Consider the following 19,418-nt stretch of genomic DNA (forward strand, 5'->3'; position numbering starts at 1 on the left):
GGGGAAAACCCCACCCCCGCCCTGGTGTTGGCCGCTCCTCCACCCCCTACCCGGGTATCAGCACACGGTTGGCTCCCCGGTGTGACGTGCCGTCACCCGTCGTCTTCCTACCTTCCTCTCGCCGACGAACGAGCGAGATCCGAAGAGGGAGGGCGAGCCCATGCGCCGCTTTGCGAGGACCCTGACCACCGTGGCCCTGGTGGCCACCGTGATCGCCGGAACGGCCGGCTGGGCGTCCGGGAACGCGCAGCAGGCCGTGACCGGCGCCCCGGTCGGGACCGCGGCCTGGCGGGCTGCGGGGCTGCCGGACCCCGAGCGGATGAGCCCGGCCGAGGTCAGTCGGTTCTTCGCGGGCCTCGGCCCCGTACGACAGCGTGAACTGGCCCGCACGCACCCCACGGTCGTCGGGAACCTCGACGGCGCGCCCCTGGCCCTGCGGTACGAGGCCAACGCCCGCGCCACGCAGGGACGGTTCGAAGGGGCACGGGTCCTGGCCCACGATCCGCGCGGCCGGGGGCAGGTCGCCCTCGTGTACGGGGACCTGGCGCGGGCCGAGCACGTGGCGGTGATCGTGCCCGGATCGGACACCGACGCGGCGCACGTACGGCCGCTCGCGGACATGGCGACCGAACTGCGCCGGGCGACCGGCGGCCGTACGGCGGTCGTCGCCTGGGCCGGGTACACCACGCCCGTCGGCGTCGGCCTGGACGCGGCCACCGGCCGGCTCGCCGAGATCGGCGCGGACCGGCTCACCCGGTTCGCCGACGGGCTCGCGGCCGTCGGGGCCGCCGAGCCGTCCGTGTTCTGCCACAGCTACGGCTCCGTCGTCTGCGGTCTCGCCGCCCGCGACCTGAAGGCCAAGGACCTGGTGGTCCTCGGCTCCCCCGGGATGCGCGCCGAGAACGTCGCCGGACTCGGCACCTCCGCCCGCGTCTGGGCCGCGAAGGACCCCACCGACTGGATCGACCGGATCCCGAACGTCGAGGTCGCCGGTCTCGGGCACGGCACCGACCCCACCGACCCGGCGTTCGGCGCCCGCCGCGTCCCGGCCGACGACGCCGCCGGCCACGGCGGCTACTTCGCGCCCGGCACCAGCTCGCTGCGCGCCTTCGCCGCCATCGCCGAGGGAGACGTCCGATGAACAGGCTCGCCGAGCGGATCGAGTCCCGCACCCCCGCCCACCGCGACCGGGCGATCGACGGGCTCCGCGCCCTGGCCCTGCTCGCCGTGCCCACCGGGCACTGGCTGCTCGGCGGGTTCACGCTCTCCTCCGACGGCGCGATCCACAACGCGAGCCCGCTGGGCGCGTTCGCCGGTCTCGCCCCGGTCAGCTGGGTCCTCCAGATGCTGGGGATCTTCTTCCTCGTCGGCGGCTACGCCTCGGTGCTCTCGTACCGGCGCAGGAAGGGATCCACGGGCGAGTGGCTCAAGGCCCGCCTCGCCCGGCTCGGCCGGCCCGTCCTCGGGGTCACCGCCGTCTGGGCGGCGCTTCTCCCCGTGCTCCACTTCGGCCTCGGGGTACCCGTGGACAGCCTGCGGACGGCGTCCACCCTCGTCATCCAGCCGCTCTGGTTCGTCGGCGTCTACACGGTGGTCACCGCGCTCACCCCGCTGTGCGTGCGGGCGGCCCGCCGCCTCGGGGTGTGGGCCGCGGCGCCGCTGCTCGGCTCGGTCGCCGTCGTCGACTTCCTGCGGTACGGGCCGTACGCCGACGGCGTGCCGTCCTGGCTGAGCCTCCTGAACATCCTGCCCGGCTGGCTCTTCGCCTACCAGCTCGGCGTCTCCTGGGGCGAGGGCCGGGTGACCCGGCGCCACGCCTGGGCGCTGCTGCTCGGCGGGGCCGCGCTCTTCGCGGCTCTCCTCGTCTGGTTCGGCTACCCGGCGTCGATGGTCGGCGTCCCCGGTGAGGCCCGCACCAACTCGCACCCGCCGTCGCTGCTGGTCCTCGCACTCGCCGCCGCGCAGAGCGGTGCGGCGATCCTGCTCAGGAACCGGCTCGGCGCGCTCCTGAGGCGGCCCGCGCTGTGGGCCCCTGTCGTGGTCGTCAACCTGTCCGCGATGACGATCCTCTGCTGGCACCAGACGGCCATGCTCACCGCCGCGATCCCCGCCTCGTACCTCGGGGAGATCCCCGGTCTGGTCGGCGCGCCGGACTCGGTCGGCTGGATCCTCGCACGGCTGGCGTGGATGCCGGTCTTCGCCGGACTGCTGGTCCTGATCGGGCGGTTCGCGCGGGGCTTCGAGTCGCCGTGGACGAAGACCGGAACGGCCCGCCGCACGCTCGCGGGGATGCTCGCGGCGGGGTTCGCGGTCTTCGCCCTGGGGCTGGCGTGAGAGCGCGGAGAGGCTCAGACCTCGCGCGAGGCGGACGTGAAGCGCATGTCCGGGTAGCGGTCGCCCGCCACCAGGCCCGCGATCGGCTCCAGTTCGGCGAGCTCCTCCCCGGTCAGGGTGATCCGGGTCGCGGCCGCGTTCTCCTCCAGGCGGGAGCGCTTGCGGGTGCCGGGGATCGGGACGACCGTCAGACCGTGCACGGACGCCCGCTGATGCACCCAGGCGAGGGCGATCTGCGCCGGGGTCGCCCCGTGGGCGGCGGCGATCCCGCGGACCGGTTCGAGCAGGGCGGCGTTCCGCTCCGCGTTCTCGCCGGTGAACCGGGGCTGGTACTTGCGGAAGTCCCCGCCCGACAGGTCCTTGGCGGCGTCCGCGAACGCCCCGGTCAGGAATCCCCTGCCGAGCGGCGAGTACGGCACGAAGGTGACGCCGAGTTCGGCGGCGGCGGCGACGGCGCTGCGCTCCACGTCCCGGGAGAAGAGCGACCACTCCGACTGGAGGGCGGCGATGGGGTGCACGGCGTGGGCCTCGCGCAGTTCGGGTCCTGTGACCTCGCTGAGGCCGAGGTACCGGACCTTGCCCTCCTTGACGAGTTCGGCCATCGCGCCGACGGACTCGGCGAACGGGATCTCCGGGTCGCGCCGGTGCATGTAGTAGAGGTCGATGGTCTCGACGCCGAGGCGGCGCAGGCTGTCCTCCGCGGCCTTCCGGATGTAGGCGGGGTCGTTGCGGACGGCCCGGTAGGACGGGTCGTCGGCGCGCCGCTCGATGGCGAACTTGGTCGCGAGGGTGACCTCGTCGCGGTGGGCGGCGAGGAAGGGGGCGAGGAACTCCTCGTTGGCGCCGCTGCCGTAGATGTCGGCGGTGTCGATCAGGGTGACGCCGGCCTCCAGGGCCGCGTCGAGGGTGTCCCGGGCGGCTGCCTCGTCGGTCTCGCCGTAGAACTCGCTGATGCCCATGGCGCCGAAGCCCTGGACGCCGACCTCGGGTCCGTCCTGGCCGCCGAGCCGTACGGTGTCGATCCTGGTCTCGCTGGTCCTGTTCGCGCTGGTCATGAAGAAGTGCCTCCGCATGCGGTCCCGTAATGACTGATCTTGATGTCGAGCACGGCGAGCGTGTCCTGGAGCTCGGTGATCCGCGAGAGCACGTCCCGCCGGGTCGCCTCCAGGAGCTCCCGGCGCTCCTCGCGGGTGTGGTCACCCTCCCGTACCAGCTCCGCGTACCGGACCATGTCGGCGACCGGCATGCCGGTCAGGCGCAGTTTGCCGACGAACCCCAGCCAGCCCAGGTCCCCTTCGGTGAAGCGGCGCTGACCCGTGTGCGAACGGTCGACGTGCGGCATCAGGCCGATGCGCTCGTACCAGCGCAGGGTGTGCGCCGAGAGGCCGGTCAGGGCGGCGACCTCGCTGATGGTGTAGTGCGCCCGGGTTCCGCTCGGACCGGCGGCCGTGCTCGCGATCACGCTCATGCCTCCACGCTAAAACGTTGGAGTGCACTCGAAGCAAGTAGGCTCGGCCCATGCAGAGCAGCTTGCCGAGCCTGGCGTCGATCGAGAACTGGCCCGTTCCCACCGCGGCGGCGGCCGTCGTCCGCGCGGACGGCACCCTGGCCGGGTCCCACGGCCCCACCGGACGGCGTTTCCCGCTCGCCTCGGTGACCAAGCCGCTCGCGGCGTACGCCGTCCTCGTCGCGTACGAGGAGGGGGCGATCGACCTCGACGAGCCGGCCGGGCCCGAGGGCGCGACCGTCCGCCATCTCCTCGCACACACCTCGGGGCTCGCCTTCGACGAGAACCGGGTGATGGCCGCGCCCGGCACCCGCCGGATCTACTCCAACACCGGCTTCGAGGCGCTCGGCGACCATGTCGCCAAGGCGGCCGACATCCCCTTCGCCGAGTACCTGCGTCAGGCCGTCCTCGAGCCGCTCGGCATGACGGCGACGAGCCTGGAAGGCTCGCCCGCCAAGGACGCCGTGTCGACCGTCGACGACCTGGTGCGGTTCGCCGCCGAGGTGCAGGCGCCGCGGCTGCTCGACCCGCGCACCGTCCTCGACGCGATGAGCGTCGCGTACCCCGGCCTGACCGGCATCCTGCCCGGTTACGGGCACCAGCGGCCGAACGACTGGGGTCTCGGCTTCGAGATCCGCGACGGCAAGTCCCCGCACTGGACGGGCGCCGGCTCCTCGCCGCGCACCTTCGGACACTTCGGGCAGTCCGGCACGTTCCTGTGGATCGACCCGGACGCGCGGGCCGCGTGCGTGGCGCTCACCGACCGGCCCTTCGGGGCGTGGGCGGTCGAGGTCTGGCCGCCGTTCACGGACGCGGTGCTCGCGGACCTGCGTACCGCCTGAGGGGCGTGCGGCGAGGCCCTAGTCGTCGCAGCGCGCTGTCGGCAGCAGGCCGTCGGGGCCGCCGACCGACACGTCGACCCGGCCGGCCGGGTGCTTCGCGTAGGCCGCCGTGCACACCAGCTGGCGGACCGCCGCCTCGGGCAGCTCCTTGACGGGGAAGGGGGCCCTGAGCCGAAGGAGCAGGCGAGCCGAGTCGGTCCTGGCCGCGATCTCGATGCGCGGTACCAGTCCCGGCCCCCGCATCTCGCTCTCCGGCAGGGCGGTGGTGATGCCCGCCGCGGCCTCGTTCTCCCTGGGCCCCGCGAGGAGCGCGGCGAGGATCTTGTCGGCGGCGTCCGAGCTGCGCAGGTCCTCCAGGGTTATCTCGTATCCCGGACCGAACCCCTCGTAGGGGAGCCGGGCGTCTCCCGTGCCGTCCGCCGGGGCCGTGGGTTCGGGGTAGACGGGGCCGACGTCGCGGGCCACCGGCATCGACCGGCCGTCGGGGCCGAGGAAGTAGAGCACGATCCGGTTCTCGGGTATCGGCGCGACGAGGACGGTCGCGGCCCCGCCCGCCTCGACGACGTCGGTCTCCTGGATGCCGCAGCCGACCGCCGCGGCCAGCAGGGCCGCGGACAGGGCCGCGGCGGCCGTCCGGCGGTTCACAGCGGCATCCGTACGGTGAAGACGGCCCCGCCCACGGGGTCGTTGGCGGCCGTGACGGTGCCTCCGTGGAGCCGGACGTTCTCCAGGGTGATCGCGAGGCCGAGGCCGCTGCCCGCCGAGCGGGTACGGGCCTGGTCCGCCTTGTAGAAGCGGTCGAAGACGTGCGGCAGGACGTCCGGGTGGATGCCCGGGCCCCGGTCGGCGACCTCCGTCACGAGCTGCTCCCCTTCCGCGTACAGCCGGACCGTCACCGGCGCGCCGCCGTGCCGCAGGGCGTTGCCGACGAGGTTGGCGACGACGACGTCGAAGCGGCGCGGGTCGAGCCGGGCCCTGATCCCCTCGGTGAGGTGCGGGACGACCTGGGTGGGGTCGGTCCAGCGCCGGTGCTGGAGGGTCTTGCGGACGCAGTCGGCGGCGTCGACCTCGTCCGTGTGGAGTTCGGCGGCGCGCGCGTCGAAGCGGGAGATCTCCATGAGGTCCTCGACGAGCACCGCGAGCTTGCCCGTCTCGGCGCTGATCAGTCGGACGGCGCGGGCGGTGTCGCTGTCGAGGCCGTCGGCGTCCTCGTCGAGGACCTCGGTGACGGCGAGCATCCCGGCGAGGGGGGTGCGCAGTTCGTGCGAGACGTCGGAGGCGAAGCGACGGGCGCGGGCCTCGGCGTTGCGGAGTTCCGCGACGGAACGTTCCAGCGCGGCGGCGGACTCGTTGAACGTCCGCGCGAGGTCGGAGAGTTCGTCGCTCCCCTTGGCGTGGATACGGGTGTCGAGCCGGCCTCGGCCCATGCTGTGGGCCGCCCGGCGCAGCTCCCGTACGGGCCGGAGCACACCGCGTGCGGCGATCAGCGCGGGGATGAGGGCGACGGCGAGGGCGGGGAGGGCTCCGTCGCGGGCGGCCATGACCATGGCCTCCACGTTGGCCTCCTCGGCGCGGAGGTCCATCACGGCGTAGAGGACGAGGCCGGTGCGCTGGGGCGGCCCGTCGGCCGAGCGGGCGTGGAAGACGGCGGGGACGGCGATGGTGAGGTACGGGGTGCCGCCCTTGACCACCCGTTGGAAGCTGCCGTGCTGGAGGGTGTCGTCGGCGGCGCGGGCCCGTAGCTCCGGGGTGATGACGGAGGAGGCGGGCCGGTCGGTGGAGGAGACGCGCACGGTGCCGTACTCGGCGTAGACGCGCCACGGGTGGGGCTTGCCCTGGCGGGCGATCCGCATGAGCGAGTCCCGCAGGTCGTCCTGCACGACGGGCAGATCGGTTCTGAGGTCCTCGACCTGCTCGCGGAAGGCGGACACGGCCGTGTCCTGTGCCTGTTCCAGGATGGCGTTGCGGGCGGCCCGGTAGGTGAGGGCGGCGGTGGTGCCGCAGCCGACGGCGGCGACGAGCAGGAAGGCGAGGACGAGGCGGGTGCGGAGCCCGAAGGGGTGCGGGCGCAGACGCGGACCGCGGGCCCTGCGCCGCGACGCGCGGCCCGTTCCTTCCGCCCCTGGCCGGCCGGTATCCGGTTCGGACCGTCCGGCGTCAGGTTCGGACCGTCCGGTGTCCGGTTCGGGTCCTACGCAGGCCTTCACAGCGGTCCGAAGCGGTAGCCGAAGCCCCGCAGGGTCTGGATGTAGCGGGGTTCGCCCGGGGTGTCCTCGATCTTGTTCCGCAGCCGGCGGACGCAGGCGTCGACCAGCCGGGCGTCGCCGTGGTAGCTGTGCTCCCAGACGTGTTCGAGGAGCTGCTGCCTGCTGAAGACCTGCTCGGGGGCGGCCGAGAGGTGCAGGAGCAGCTTCATCTCGGAGGGGGCGAGGGCGATGCGCTCGCCCGCCTTGGCGACGGTGAGACCGGCCCGGTCGACGGCCAGTTCGCCGTGGAACTCCACGGCGGAGCGGCTGCCGCCTGGCTCCTCGATGCGGCGGAGCACGGCCCGTATCCGGGCCTCGATGACCTCGGTGCGGGCGGGCTTGACGATGTAGTCGTCGGCCCCGGCCTCCAGGCCTATGACGATGTCGAAGTCGTCGCCGCGGGCGGTCAGCATGATGATCGGCAGCTGGCTGCTCTCGCGGACGCGGTGGCAGACCTGGACGCCGTTCATACCGGGCAGCATCAGGTCGAGCAGGAGCAGGTCAGGGCGGAACTCCGCGAGCGCTTCGAGCCCGGCCTCTCCCGTGGGCGCGGTCCGCACCTCGTGCCCGCGGCGGCGCAGGCCGAGTTCGACGCCCTCCCGGACGGAGGGGTCGTCTTCTATGAGGAGCACGCGGGGCATCTGTGGAGTATCCCAAGGTCGGTGCGGGGTGATGCGCGGGGGCGGGTGTCCGTCACCGGCGGCGGAGGGCGCGGAGGCGGCCGGAGCCCGCCGCGAGGAGTGTCCTGACCTCGGTGAGGCGGAGCGGCCGGGCGAGGACGGCGAAGGCGCAGAGGACGGTCAGCGCCCCGGCGACGCCCGCGGGCACCGCCCCCGCGGGACCCGTGAGGTCGGTGACGAGGAGCCCGTAACCGGCGGCGGGCACGGCCGCGAGCAGCAGCCGCACCAGGCCCGGGAGCGCGCCGCCCTCGGACGGGGTCGCGCCGCCCGCGGACGCGGTCCCGCCACCTGCGGAAGCGGTCCCGCCTCCCGCGGACGGGGTCCCGCCGAGCCGGCGCCGCAGCACGTACGCGGTGAGCGCCCAGCCCGCCCACAGGGCCAGCGAGTATCCGGCCGCCATGCCCGCGACCGCCCACCGGGTGGGCAGGTAGTGGTAGGCGGCGAAGGAGAGCGCCGCGTTGAGGCCGGCGATCACCAGGTTGAGCAGGAACGGGGTGCGGGTGTCGCGGAGGGCGTAGAACGCGCGCGTGCACACGTACTGGCCGGACAGGGCGACGAGGCCGGGCGCGAACGCCATCAGGATCCAGGACATCGCGCGGACGTCGTCGGCGCTGGTCGCCCCGTACCGGAAGACCACCGTCATCAGCGGTACGGCGAGGGCGAGGAGGGCGCAGGCGGCGGGGACGACCGCCGCCGAGCTGGTCCGCAGCGCGTACGAGACGTCCCGTCGCACGCCGGCGAGGTCGCCGTCGGCGGCGGCGCCGCTCATCCGGGGCAGCAGCGCGGTGACGAGGGAGACGGTGATGATGCCGTGCGGGACGGTCCACAGCAGATAGGCGTTGTTGTACGCGGCGAGACCCGAGCCGCCGCCGACGCCGGGTCCTGAGCCCGCCGATGTGGCGAGCAGGGTGGTCACCCAGTACGCGCCCTGGTTGGTGAGGACGAGCAGCACCAGCCAGCCGGCCGAGCGCAGCGGCGCCCCGAGGCCGCTGCCGCGCCAGTCGAGGCGGGGCCGCCAGCGGAAGCCGGCGGCGCGCAGCGAGGGCAGGAGCGCGAGGGCCTGGAGGGCGATGCCGGCGGTGGTGCCCCACCCGAGCAGGGCGGTCTCGCCGGGGGTGAGGGTGCCGCCGTCGCCGACGACGAGGAAGAGGCCGAAGACGGCGACGACGACGACGTTGTTGAGGACGGGGGTCCACATCATGGCGCCGAACCGGCCACGGGCGTTGAGGACCTGGCCGAGGAGGGTGAAGAGCCCGAGGAAGAGGATCTGCGGGAGGCACGCGCGCGCGAAGGCCACGGTCATCTCGCGCCGGTCGCCCGTGTAGTCGGTGTACAGGTCGACGATGAGGGGCGCGGCGAGGACCGCGGCCGCCGTGAGGACGGTGAGGGCGAGCGCGCAGAGGGTGAGGAGCCGGTCGGTGTAGGCGACGCCGCCGTCCTCGTGCTCCTTGGCGGCCTTGACGAGTTCGGGGACGAAGACGGCGTTGAGGGCGCCGCCGAGGAGCAGCATGTAGACGATGGTGGGGACGGAGTTGCCGACCGCGTAGCCGTCGGCGACGTAGCCCGCGCCGAGCGCGGCGGCGACGACGGCGGCGCGGACGAAGCCGGTGGCGCGGGAGACGAGCGACCCGGCGGCCATCAGGGCGCCGCTGCGGAGTGCGGACGGCGCGGCCTTCGGCTCGGAAGGCCCGGGGCGGTCGGCGGTGAGCGTGGCGGCGGCGGTCGTCATCGGCGGGCCATGTAGGCCGTGAAGGCCCGGTACAGCGCGTGGTTGGTCGTGCCCTGCATCGGTGTCTCCCACTCCCCCAGCGTCTCGACGACCTGTCCGCCCGTGCCGAGCTTCCAGCGCAGGAGCCCGTGGGCGCGGTCGCCCGGATCGAGGGTGGAGGGTACCCCGCGCAGGTCGTAGACGGCGGCGCCGAGGGCGTGCGCGTCGAGCAGCATGCACCACTGGAGGGCGTTGGAGGGGCGGACCTCGCGCCGGTGGTCGGCGGAGGCGCCGGTCTGGTACCAGACGCGTCCGCCGACGGTGACCATGGTGTGGGCGGCGAGGATCTCGCCCTCGTGGCGGGCGAGGTAGAGCTTCATGCGGCCGGGGTGTTCGGCGTTGAGGACGGCGTACTGGCGCTCGTAGTACGCGAGGGAGCGGCCGAGCCGGAAGCCGTCGCGCTCCTCGGTGATGCGGAGCAGCCGGTAGAACTCGGGCAGGTCGGCGGCGGACCCGAGGGTGATCTCGACGCCGGACTTGCGGGCCTTTCGGACGTTGCGCCGCCACTCCTGGTTGAGGCCGGTCCACAGGTCGTCGGGGGTGCGTCCGGTGAGCGGGACCTGGAAGACGTGCCGGGGCTGGGCGTCGGCGCCGTCCTCGGACTCTCCGCCGCAGCGCCGCCAGCCGCGGGCCCGCAGGCGTTCGGCGACGACGGTGCCGAGCGGGTCGACCTCGTCGGCGAGTACGTCGGCGAGGCGGCGGCCTGGTCCGGTGCCGGCCTTGACGGTGGCGGCGCTCCACCGGCGGTGGGCGGGGCCGGGGCCGATGCGCACGGCGAAGGCGCCGGAGGCGCGCAGATGGCCGAGGAGCGGGGAGAGCCAGCCGTCGACGTCGGGGTCGGCCCAGTCGGCGACGGGCCCTTCGGGCAGGTAGGCGAAGTACTTGCGGGTGCCGGGGAAGGGGCGCAGGAGGACGAGGGCGACGCCGGCCAGCTCGCCGGACTCGGGCCCCCAGCCGACCAGTTGGTGGTTCCAGCCGTCCTTCACCTGGGCCCATGAGGGGACCTGGAGGAAGCTGGGTCCGTCCGCGCCGGTGCGGGACGCCAGGAAGGCGCGGTAGACCTCGGGGGTCACGGGGCCGAGCCTGACCGGTCCCGCGGGGGCGCGGCGCTCGGTGGGTGCGGCCGTCACGAGCAGTGCTGACACAACGGGAGCCTCCTGGTTCCGCCCCTCGGTGGTCGGGGCGCACAGCAGGCTCACAGCCGAATTCGACGGACCGGCGCGGGGTTTGTGACCGGACGATGACCGTTGTGCCGCAGCCCTCGTCACATGGGCTCCGGGCGGCCTCGCGGCATCGGGGGCGACTTACAGTCCAGAACATCCCACCTCGATCCCTCACCACCGCGGAGGTCTTCCGTGCTGCTCATACGCACACCCCGTCCCGTTCTCGCGGCGGTCGCTCTGACCGTCTCCCTCACCGCCTGCACGGCGCAGGCGGCGAACGGCCCGGCGGGGTCCGAGGCCCCAGCGTCGAAGACCCCGCCGGCGAAGGTGACCGTCGTGGACCCTGCGGCCGGGCGGCCGGTGACCGTGACCGTCACGGGCGGCACGATCGCCGGGGTGAAGGTCGTCGACGCGGACGGCGGGACCCTCACCGGCCGTACGGGGACGGGCGGGGCGCGCTGGACGTCGGACCGCAAGGCGGTGCCGGGCTCCTCGTACACGGTGGAGGTGACGTCCCGTACGGCCGACGGCCGGGAGTCGGCGACGCACCGGTCCTCCTTCACCACCCCCGAGGCCGCCCGGGTCAACAAGCTGACCCTGGCCCCCGGCAAGAACACCACCGTGGGCATCGCCCATCCCCTCTCGATCGTCTTCGACCTGCCGGTGACGCGGAAGGCGGACGTGGAGCGGCAGTTGAAGGTCACCACGTCGAACCGCACCGAGGGGTCCTGGGGCTGGGTCAAGGACCACTCGGGCCGCGACAGGGCGGACTGGCGGCCCAGGGAGTACTGGAAGCCCGGCACGAAGGTCACCCTCGAAGCGGACCTGAACGGCACGGACTCGGGCGGCGGCTGGTTCGTACGGGACTACCGCACCGGCTTCACGGTCGGCGCCGCGCAGGTCGTCAAGGTCGACCTGGACCGACAGAAGCTGACCCTGAACCGGGACGGGCGCGTCGTCCGTACGATCCCGGTCTCCGGCGGTACGCCTGGCGGCGACAAGCGGTCCTGGCGGGGCACGGCCGTGCTGATGGCGAAGGAGGGCACCATCAACATGAACTCGGAGACGGTGGGGCTCGGGGACGCGTACGACAAGATGGTCGACTACTCGATGCGGCTGACCTGGTCGGGCATGTACGCGCACGCGGCGCCGTGGAACGCGGCGTATTTCGGCCGCGCCAACAGGAGCTCCGGCTGCATCGGGATGAGCGATGCCGACGCCGCCTCCTTCTACGCCTCGGTGAACGTGGGCGATCCCTTCGAGATCAGCGGCCGGGATACGAAGGGGACGGTCGCCGAGGGGAACGGGTACGGGGCGTGGAACCTGAGCTGGGCCGACTGGCAGGCGAAGAGTGCGGTGCGCTGAGGTCGGGGCGCGGTAGCGGAGGCGCCCGCACAGGGCGCCGTCCCGTGTGCCCACCCGTCCCGCCCCGCGGGACGATTGCCCACACGGGGGGCCTACAGGGCGGCGCGCATCTCCCACAGCAGGGCCTCGGCGTCGGAGGTGGCCAGCAGTTCCTCGCCCTTCGCACCCGTCAGCCGGGCCGCGTCGCCCGCTCCCAGTTCCTCGCCGGCCAGCAGCACCGTCCCCCGCACCACGTGGACGTAGACGTGGTGGGCTTCCGGTACGGACACCTGCGCGCCCGCCCTCAGGCGGTGGGGGTGCAGCGTCGCGCCCGCCTCCGGGAGGTCGTACGGGCCGTCGAGGTCCCTCACCACCTCGTACGACGGCTCCCCGCCCGGCGACAGCGGTGCCAGCCACATCTGCACGAAGACCAGGGGGACGGCGGCGGCGTTGCGCTCGACGTGCCGGACGCCCCCCGCCGAGCTGAGCCGCTGGAGGTCGCCGGGGCGGACGACCGTGGTGTGGCCGGCCGTGTCGTGGTGGGTGAGTTCGCCCTCGACGACCCAGGTGACGATCTCGGTGTGGCTGTGCGGATGCTCGTCGAAGCCCGCGCCGGGCGCGAGCCGCTCCTCGTTGCAGGCGAGGAGGGCGCCGAAGCGGAGGTTGTCGGGGTCGTAGTGCGGCCCGAACGACAGGGCGTGCCGGGTCTCGATCCCGGCCGCCGGGTCGCCCCCGGGGTACCGCTCGGCGGCGCGCTGGATGCGTATCACGGGCCCCACGGTAGTGCCGCTCCCGGAGGGGAAGCCGCCCCGGCCCCGCACGCCGCCGTCCCGATAAGGCAGTCTTGTCCCGTGCCAGAACCCACGAACCGCCCTCACCCGCACACCGCGACCCTGAAGCGCCTCGAACAGTCCGCCGGGCGGCTCGCCGCCGGTGCCATCGCCCGCATGGACGAGACGCTTCCGTGGTACCGGGCGATGCCTCCCGAGAACCGGTCGTGGATCGGTCTGGTCGCCCAGGCCGGTATCGCCGCGTTCACCGAGTGGTTCCGGCACCCCGAGACCCCCCAGGCGATCTCGACGGACGTCTTCGGCACGGCGCCCCGCGAGCTGACCCGGGCGATCACCCTGCGCCAGACCGTCGAGATGGTCCGTACGACGATCGAGGTCATGGAGTCGGCGATCGAGGAGGTCGCCGCCCCCGGCGACGAGTCGGTCCTCCGTGAGGCGCTGCTCGTCTACGCCCGGGAGATCGCCTTCGCGACGGCCCAGGTGTACGCGCAGGCCGCCGAGGCCCGGGGCGCCTGGGACGCGCGCCTCGAATCCCTCGTGGTGAACGCGGTCCTCTCCGGCGAGGCCGACGAGGGCGCCGTCTCCCGCGCGGCGGCCCTCGGCTGGAACTCCCCCGACCACGTGTGCGTGATCCTCGGCACCGCCCCCGACGGGGACAGCGAGCTGACGGTGGAGGCGATCCGCAGGGCAGCCCGGCACGCCAAGCTCCAGGTCCTCACCGGCGTGCTCGGCGACCGTCTCGTCGTCATCGCGGGCGGCAACGACAACCCGCTCGCCGTGGCGAAGGCCCTGATCGGCCCGTACGCGGCCGGTCCGGTCGTCGCGGGTCCCGTCGTCCCCGACCTGCTCGCCGCGACCCGCTCCGCGCAGGCGGCGGCGGCCGGCCTCAAGGCGTGCACGGCGTGGCAGGACGCCCCGCGCCCCGTCCTGGCGGACGATCTTCTGCCGGAGCGCGCCATCGCGTCGGACCCTTCGGCGCGCGAGCAGCTGGTGGAGGAGATCTACAGACCGCTGGAGGAGGCGGGCTCGGCGCTCCTGGAAACGCTCAGTGTCTACCTGGAGCAGGCCAGCAGCCTGGAAGGCGCGGCCCGGATGCTCTTCGTCCACCCGAACACCGTGCGCTACCGGCTTCGACGTGTGACCGACGTCACCGGTTGGTCACCCTCTGACGTACGCTCCGCGTTCACGCTGCGGATCGCGCTCATCCTCGGACGCTTGGCCGACGGAGATCCGCAGTCCTAGACTTTTGTCGGACACCAACAATTCCCCCGACGGTTCTTCGTCCCTGTCCCCACGGGCGCCGGGAGCCGTCCCCAAGAGAGAGTGTGAGGGTGCTCGTACTCGTCGCTCCCGGCCAAGGCGCCCAGACGCCCGGCTTCCTGACCCCCTGGCTCGAACTCCCCGGCGCCGCCGACCGCGTCGCGGCCTGGTCCGACGCCATCGGGCTCGACCTCGCCCACTACGGCACGAAGGCGGACGCGGACGACATCCGTGACACCGCCGTCGCCCAGCCCCTCCTCGTCGCCGCCGGCCTGCTGTCCGCAGCGGCCCTGGGTACGGCGACATCAGCCGCTGACGCGGCGGGGTCGCCCGGCGTCGTCGCCGGTCACAGCGTCGGCGAGTTCACCGCCGCCGCGTTCGCGGGCGTCCTCGACGAGACCGCCGCGCTGCGTCTCGTACGTACCCGTGGGCTCGCGATGGCCGAGGCCGCCGCGATCACCCCCACCGGCATGTCGGCGCTGCTCGGCGGCGACCCCGAGGTGACCGTCCCGCACCTGGAGAAGCTCGGCCTGACCCCGGCCAACGTGAACGGCGCCGGCCAGATCGTGGCCGCGGGCACCCTGGAGCAGCTGGCGGCCCTGGAGGCCGACAAGCCCGAGGGCGTCCGCCGGGTCGTCGCGCTCAAGGTCGCCGGCGCTTTCCACACGCACCACATGGCCCCGGCCGTGGCGAAGCTGGACGAGGCGGCGAAGGAGCTGTCCCCGGCCGCCCCCGCCACTCGCTACGTCTCCAACAAGGACGGGCAGGTCGTCACCGACGGCGCCGAGGTCCTGGCCCGCCTGGTCGGCCAGGTCGCGAACCCGGTCCGCTGGGACCTGTGCATGGAGACCTTCCAGGCGCTGGGCGCGACCGCGCTGATCGAGGTGTGCCCCGGCGGCACCCTCACCGGCATCGCCAAGCGCGCCCTGCCCGGAGTCGCCACAGTGGCCCTGAAGACTCCTGCCGACCTGGACGCGGCCCGTACGCTCATCGCCGAGCACGCGGCCGTCTGACGAGGAGTGTCGAGAAGCATGTCGAAGATCAAGCCCAGCAAGGGCGCCCCGTACGCGCGGATCCTCGGTGTCGGCGGCTACCGCCCCACCCGGGTCGTGCCGAACGAGGTGATCCTCGAGACGATCGACTCGTCCGACGAGTGGATCCGCTCGCGCTCCGGTATCGCCACGCGCCACTGGGCCTCGCCCGAGGAGACCGTCGCCGCCATGTCGGTGGAGGCCTCGGGCAAGGCCATCGCCGACGCCGGGATCAGCCCGGAGCAGATCGGCGCCGTGATCGTCTCCACGGTCTCGCACTTCAAGCAGACCCCGGCCGTCGCCACCGAGATCGCCGACAAGATCGGCGCCGGGAAGCCGGCCGCGTTCGACATCTCCGCCGGCTGCGCGGGCTTCGGCTACGGCCTGACCCTCGCCAAGGGGATGATCGTCGAGGGTTCGGCGGAGTACGTCCTCGTCATCGGTGTCGAGCGGCTCAGCGACCTGACGGATCTGGAGGACCGCGCGACGGCCTTCCTGTTCGGTGACGGCGCCGGCGCCGTGGTCGTCGGCCCCTCCGACGAACCGCACATCGGCCCCACCGTCTGGGGCTCCGAGGGCGACAAGTCGGAGACGATCAAGCAGACCGTCCCGTGGAACGAGTTCCACGTTGGCGACGTCTCCAAGCTGCCGCTGAACGAGCGGGGCGAGATCAAGTTCCCCGCCATCACGCAGGAGGGTCAGGCGGTCTTCCGCTGGGCCGTCTTCGAGATGGCGAAGGTCGCCCAGCAGGCGCTGGACGCCGCCGGCATCTCGGCGGACGACCTGGACGTCTTCATCCCGCACCAGGCGAACATGCGGATCATCGACTCGATGGTGAAGACGTTGAAACTGCCGGAGCACGTCACGGTCGCCCGTGACGTCGAGACCACCGGCAACACGTCGGCGGCCTCGATTCCGCTCGCCATGGAACGACTCCTGGCGACCGGCCAGGCGAAGAGCGGCGACACGGCGCTCATCATCGGCTTCGGGGCGGGTCTCGTCTTCGCCGCGACGGTCGTTACCCTCCCCTAGGCACTCCGGTTCTCCCGGAAGCCCATTCCCAAGCAATCACAAGAAGGAGCGCCACCATGGCCGCCACCCAGGACCAGATCGTCGAAGGCCTCGCCGAGATCGTCAACGAGATCGCCGGCATCCCGGTCGAGGACGTCGAGCTGGGCAAGTCGTTCACCGACGACCTGGACGTCGACTCGCTCTCCATGGTCGAGGTCGTCGTCGCCGCCGAAGAGCGCTTCGACGTCAAGATTCCGGACGAGGACGTCAAGAACCTCAAGACGGTCGGCGACGCTGCCGACTACATCCTGAAGCACCAGGCCTGATTCGGCCCTCGCTGACTCGGTCCGCCACCCGGCGGTGGCGCCGTATTCCGACCATCACACACATGGAGAACGAATTCCTGTGAGCTCGACCAATCGCACCGTGGTCGTCACCGGTATCGGCGCAACCACACCGCTGGGTGGCGACTCCGCGTCGACCTGGGAAGGTCTTCTCGCGGGGCGCTCCGGCGTCAAGCCCCTGGAGGGCGAGCGCTTCGCCGAACTGCCCGTGCAGATCGCCGCGACCGCCGCCGTCGACCCCGGTGACGTCCTGCCCCGCCCGCTCGCCCGCAAGCTGGACCGCTCGGCGCAGTTCGCGCTGATCGCGGCCCGTGAGGCCTGGGCCGACGCGGGCTACACCGCGCCCGCCGGCGAGGACGACAAGATCGTGCCCGAGCGGCTCGGTTCCGTCATCGCCTCCGGCATCGGCGGAGTCACCACCCTGCTCGACCAGTACGACGTGCTGAAGGACAAGGGCGTCCGCCGTGTCTCGCCGCACACCGTGCCGATGCTCATGCCGAACAGCCCCTCCGCCAACGTGGGCCTGGAGGTGAACGCCCGAGCCGGCGTCCACACCCCCGTCTCCGCGTGCGCGTCGGGCGCCGAGGCGATCGGCTACGCCGTCGAGATGATCCGTACCGGCCGTGCCGACGTGGTCGTCGCCGGCGGTACCGAGGCCGCGATCCACCCGCTGCCGATCGCCGCCTTCGCCAACATGATGGCGATGTCCAAGAACAACGACGAGCCGACGAAGGCCTCGCGTCCCTACGACACCGGCCGTGACGGCTTCGTGCTCGGCGAGGGCGCGGGCGTCGTGATCCTGGAGTCCGAGGAGCACGCGAAGGCGCGCGGCGCGCGGATCTACTGCGAGGTCCTCGGCCAGGGCCTGTCGGCCGACAGCCACCACATCGCGCAGCCCGAGCCGACCGGCCGGGGCATCGCCGCCGCGATGCAGAACCTGCTCGACGCGACGGACCTCAAGCCGTCCGAGGTCGTCCACCTGAACGCGCACGCCACGTCGACGCCGCAGGGTGACGTCGCCGAGATCAAGGCGCTGCGGAAGGTCCTGGGCGACGACCTCGACCACGTCGCGATCTCCGCGACGAAGTCGATGACCGGTCACCTCCTGGGCGGCGCCGGCGGCATCGAGACCGTCGCGACGGTCCTGGCGCTGCACCACCGCCTGGCCCCGCCGACGATCAACGTCGACGAGCTGGACCCGGACGTCGACGCGGACATCGTCCGCGACGAGCCCCGCGCCCTCCCGCAGGGGACGATCGCCGCGATCAATAATTCGTTCGGCTTCGGCGGACACAACGTGGTCCTGGCGTTCCGCTCCGTCTGACCCACACCCGCACAAGCACGAGGCCCGTCCCCCGGTCAGGGGGCGGGCCTTTCGCGTGCGTCCGCCGCCGCGGGGCATGGTGGGCCCTCAGACGACCTGGTGGAGCCAGCGGACCGGGGCGCCCTCGCCCGCGTAGCGGAAGGGCTCCAGTTCGTCGTCCCAGGGCTTGCCGAGGAGCTTGGCGATCTCGGCCTCCAGCTGCGTCTCGCCCTGCAGGGAGCGCGCCAGGGCGGCGCGCAGCCGGTCCTCGGGGATCAGGATGTCGCCGTGCATGCCGGTGACCGCGTGGAAGATGCCCAGGTCGGGGGTGGCGCTGTAGCGCTCGCCCTCGGCGGTGGGACAGGGTTCCGCGGTGACCTCGAAGCGGAGCATCTGCCAGCCGCGCAGCGCGGAGGCGAGTTCGGAGGCGGTGCCGGTGCGGCCCTGCCAGGAGAACTCGGCTCTCCAGGTGCCGGGGGACGCCGGCTGGCGGATCCAGTCGAGCTGGACCCTCGCACCGAGGACGCCCGCCACCGCCCATTCGACGTGCGGGCACAGCGCGCGCGGTGCGGAGTGTACGTACAGGACTCCACGTGTCGTCACCGGGACCTCCAGTGTGGGACGAGGTTCGCCTTTCCCAGCGGCCTCAGTAAACAGCATCAGGAGTAAAACGTCACAAACCCCTAAAAAGAGGACAGTATGTGACGTGATGTAATTTACCGGAGCCGGTCGGCAAAGGTGCCTCTGGTTCGACGGGGGAAAAGCTACCGTGCCGCGCCGTCATCGGTGTGACGTACGGTCGGTCCGGGGGCGGGTGAACACGAAGCTTTCACTCGCCAGGACGCCGAAGGAGGGGCCGGGGATGCGCGGCCGACGCCGATTCCGTACCGCTGCCGTCACCGCGACGGCCGCGCTGCTGTGCGCGGGGGCACTGTCCGGCTGCGCCTCGGACGAGCCCGCGGGAGAGTCCGTGGCGAAGGCCGCCACGGCGAGCGCGGCGCCGAGACCGACGCCGAAGCCGAAGCCGGCTTCGCTGTGGGACGTCTCCCCCGCCTCCGTCGCCGCCGTGGGCGACTCCGTCACCCGCGCCTTCGACGCCTGCGCGGTCCTCGCGGACTGCCCCGAGGCGTCCTGGGCCACCGGCACGGACGCCGCCGTGAACAGCCTGGCCCTGCGCCTCCTCGGCCCGGCGAAGGTCGCCACCCGCAGCTGGAACCTGGCCAGGACGGGCGCGCGGATGGCGGAGCTTCCCGAGCAGATGGCGGGGGCGGCGGCCGAGAAGCCCGAGCTCGTGACGGTCATGATGGGCGCGAACGACGCCTGCCGGCCCACCCCGGAACTGATGACGCCGGTCGAGGACTTCCGCGTCTCCTTCGAGGCGGCGCTCGCCCGGCTGCGGGCGGGCGCGCCGAAGGCGCAGGTGTACGTGGCGAGCGTGCCCGACCTCAAGCACCTGTGGTCGACGGGTCGGCTGAGCCCGCGGGGGCTCCAGGTGTGGAAGCTGGGGATCTGCGGCTCGATGCTGGCGGACGCGGAGGACCTGGGTCCGGCGGCCGAGCGGCGGCGTGCGGCGGTCCAGGAGCGGGTGGTGGCGTACAACGGGGTCCTGAGGGACGTGTGCGCGAAGGACGCGCGGTGCCGGTACGACGGCGGGGCGGTCTTCGGTTTCCGCTTCGACGGCGGGCAGTTGAGCCCCTGGGACTGGTTCCATCCGAGCAGGGACGGGCAGGCGCGGCTCGCGGAGCTCGCGTACCGGCGGATCACGAAGGAGTGAGGGACCCCGGGGCGGTTGTC

The 19,418-nt window shown here is 73.0% G+C and carries 19 protein-coding genes; 10 read left to right on the plus strand and 9 right to left on the minus strand.

Features of this window, described 5'->3' with window-relative positions; genetic code table 11:
• The first annotated feature begins 160 nt into the window (after positions 1-160).
• Together ACIA8N_RS03010 and ACIA8N_RS03015 are read left to right on the plus strand one after the other, a co-directional pair.
• Positions 161-1,141: an alpha/beta hydrolase gene (locus ACIA8N_RS03010; protein ID WP_365777515.1), complete on the plus strand. Its 981-nt coding sequence runs from the start codon at positions 161-163 to the stop codon at positions 1,139-1,141.
• Positions 1,138-2,334: an acyltransferase gene (locus tag ACIA8N_RS03015; protein ID WP_365777517.1), complete on the plus strand. Its 1,197-nt coding sequence runs from the start codon at positions 1,138-1,140 to the stop codon at positions 2,332-2,334. Before ACIA8N_RS03010 ends, ACIA8N_RS03015 begins: the two co-directional genes overlap by 4 nt.
• 14 nt (positions 2,335-2,348) lie before the next feature.
• On the opposite strand, the gene ACIA8N_RS03020 is transcribed toward ACIA8N_RS03015, so the two are convergent.
• Complete coding sequence (locus ACIA8N_RS03020) at positions 2,349-3,389, minus strand: aldo/keto reductase (RefSeq protein ID WP_365777519.1); 1,041 nt, start codon at positions 3,387-3,389, stop codon at positions 2,349-2,351.
• A complete protein-coding gene (locus ACIA8N_RS03025; RefSeq protein ID WP_030547911.1) occupies positions 3,386-3,802 on the minus strand; it encodes a MerR family transcriptional regulator in 417 nt (138 codons plus the stop codon). Before ACIA8N_RS03025 ends, ACIA8N_RS03020 begins: the two co-directional genes overlap by 4 nt.
• A 50-nt stretch (positions 3,803-3,852) precedes the next feature.
• Here ACIA8N_RS03025 and ACIA8N_RS03030 point away from each other — a divergent pair, with 50 nt between their 5' ends.
• Positions 3,853-4,683, plus strand: coding sequence for a serine hydrolase domain-containing protein (locus tag ACIA8N_RS03030; protein WP_365777522.1), 831 nt, complete (start codon positions 3,853-3,855; stop codon positions 4,681-4,683).
• Positions 4,684-4,701: 18 nt separating this feature from the next.
• Here ACIA8N_RS03030 and ACIA8N_RS03035 read toward each other — a convergent pair whose 3' ends face one another.
• Genes ACIA8N_RS03035 through ACIA8N_RS03055 form a run of 5 tightly spaced genes read right to left on the minus strand, consistent with a single transcriptional unit; the run spans position 4,702 to position 10,522 of the window.
• Complete coding sequence (locus ACIA8N_RS03035) at positions 4,702-5,328, minus strand: hypothetical protein (protein WP_365777524.1); 627 nt, start codon at positions 5,326-5,328, stop codon at positions 4,702-4,704.
• Complete coding sequence (locus ACIA8N_RS03040) at positions 5,325-6,890, minus strand: HAMP domain-containing sensor histidine kinase (protein ID WP_365777526.1); 1,566 nt, start codon at positions 6,888-6,890, stop codon at positions 5,325-5,327. The genes ACIA8N_RS03035 and ACIA8N_RS03040 overlap by 4 nt, the downstream gene beginning before the upstream one ends.
• The gene (locus tag ACIA8N_RS03045; RefSeq protein WP_365777528.1) at positions 6,887-7,570 is read right to left on the minus strand and encodes a response regulator transcription factor; all 684 of its coding nucleotides are present in this window, start codon (positions 7,568-7,570) and stop codon (positions 6,887-6,889) included. The genes ACIA8N_RS03040 and ACIA8N_RS03045 overlap by 4 nt, the downstream gene beginning before the upstream one ends.
• A 52-nt stretch (positions 7,571-7,622) precedes the next feature.
• Positions 7,623-9,338, minus strand: coding sequence for a murein biosynthesis integral membrane protein MurJ (gene murJ, locus ACIA8N_RS03050; RefSeq protein ID WP_365777530.1), 1,716 nt, complete (start codon positions 9,336-9,338; stop codon positions 7,623-7,625).
• Positions 9,335-10,522 (minus strand): peptidoglycan bridge formation glycyltransferase FemA/FemB family protein, encoded by a 1,188-nt coding sequence (locus tag ACIA8N_RS03055; RefSeq protein WP_365777532.1) that lies wholly within the window; start codon positions 10,520-10,522, stop codon positions 9,335-9,337. Before ACIA8N_RS03055 ends, murJ begins: the two co-directional genes overlap by 4 nt.
• A 210-nt stretch (positions 10,523-10,732) precedes the next feature.
• Here ACIA8N_RS03055 and ACIA8N_RS03060 point away from each other — a divergent pair, with 210 nt between their 5' ends.
• Positions 10,733-11,905, plus strand: a complete 1,173-nt coding sequence (locus ACIA8N_RS03060) for an Ig-like domain-containing protein (RefSeq protein ID WP_365777534.1) — start codon at positions 10,733-10,735, stop codon at positions 11,903-11,905.
• 92 nt (positions 11,906-11,997) lie between these two features.
• Here the strand turns inward: ACIA8N_RS03060 and ACIA8N_RS03065 are convergent, their stop codons facing one another.
• Positions 11,998-12,654 carry a pirin family protein gene (locus tag ACIA8N_RS03065; RefSeq protein ID WP_365777536.1) on the minus strand — a complete coding sequence of 219 codons (657 nt, stop codon included), beginning with the start codon at positions 12,652-12,654 and terminating at the stop codon, positions 11,998-12,000.
• 81 nt (positions 12,655-12,735) lie between these two features.
• On the opposite strand from ACIA8N_RS03065, the gene ACIA8N_RS03070 reads away from it, so the two are divergent.
• The 5 genes from ACIA8N_RS03070 (at position 12,736) to fabF (ending at position 17,645) form a co-directional block, all read left to right on the plus strand.
• Entirely contained in the window at positions 12,736-13,917 is a 1,182-nt protein-coding gene (locus tag ACIA8N_RS03070) for a helix-turn-helix domain-containing protein (RefSeq protein WP_365777538.1), read from the plus strand.
• Positions 13,918-14,006: 89 nt separating this feature from the next.
• Positions 14,007-14,948 carry an ACP S-malonyltransferase gene (locus tag ACIA8N_RS03075; RefSeq protein WP_365777540.1) on the plus strand — a complete coding sequence of 314 codons (942 nt, stop codon included), beginning with the start codon at positions 14,007-14,009 and terminating at the stop codon, positions 14,946-14,948.
• An 18-nt stretch (positions 14,949-14,966) separates the two neighbouring features.
• The gene (locus ACIA8N_RS03080) at positions 14,967-15,998 is read left to right on the plus strand and encodes a ketoacyl-ACP synthase III (protein WP_030547933.1); all 1,032 of its coding nucleotides are present in this window, start codon (positions 14,967-14,969) and stop codon (positions 15,996-15,998) included.
• Between the two features lie 56 nt (positions 15,999-16,054).
• Positions 16,055-16,303, plus strand: coding sequence for an acyl carrier protein (locus ACIA8N_RS03085; protein ID WP_030220891.1), 249 nt, complete (start codon positions 16,055-16,057; stop codon positions 16,301-16,303).
• A 79-nt stretch (positions 16,304-16,382) separates the two neighbouring features.
• Positions 16,383-17,645, plus strand: coding sequence for a beta-ketoacyl-ACP synthase II (gene fabF, locus ACIA8N_RS03090; RefSeq protein ID WP_359210699.1), 1,263 nt, complete (start codon positions 16,383-16,385; stop codon positions 17,643-17,645).
• An 87-nt stretch (positions 17,646-17,732) separates the two neighbouring features.
• On the opposite strand, the gene ACIA8N_RS03095 is transcribed toward fabF, so the two are convergent.
• Positions 17,733-18,227, minus strand: coding sequence for a DUF3145 domain-containing protein (locus ACIA8N_RS03095; protein ID WP_030220896.1), 495 nt, complete (start codon positions 18,225-18,227; stop codon positions 17,733-17,735).
• 259 nt (positions 18,228-18,486) lie between these two features.
• Between ACIA8N_RS03095 and ACIA8N_RS03100 the strand changes: the two genes are divergently transcribed.
• Positions 18,487-19,398, plus strand: coding sequence for an SGNH/GDSL hydrolase family protein (locus ACIA8N_RS03100; protein WP_365777543.1), 912 nt, complete (start codon positions 18,487-18,489; stop codon positions 19,396-19,398).
• The last annotated feature ends 20 nt before the right edge of the window (positions 19,399-19,418 follow it).

The sequence above is a fragment of the Streptomyces sp. NPDC051822 genome (assembly GCF_044452745.1).
Lineage (GTDB): Bacteria > Actinomycetota > Actinomycetes > Streptomycetales > Streptomycetaceae > Streptomyces.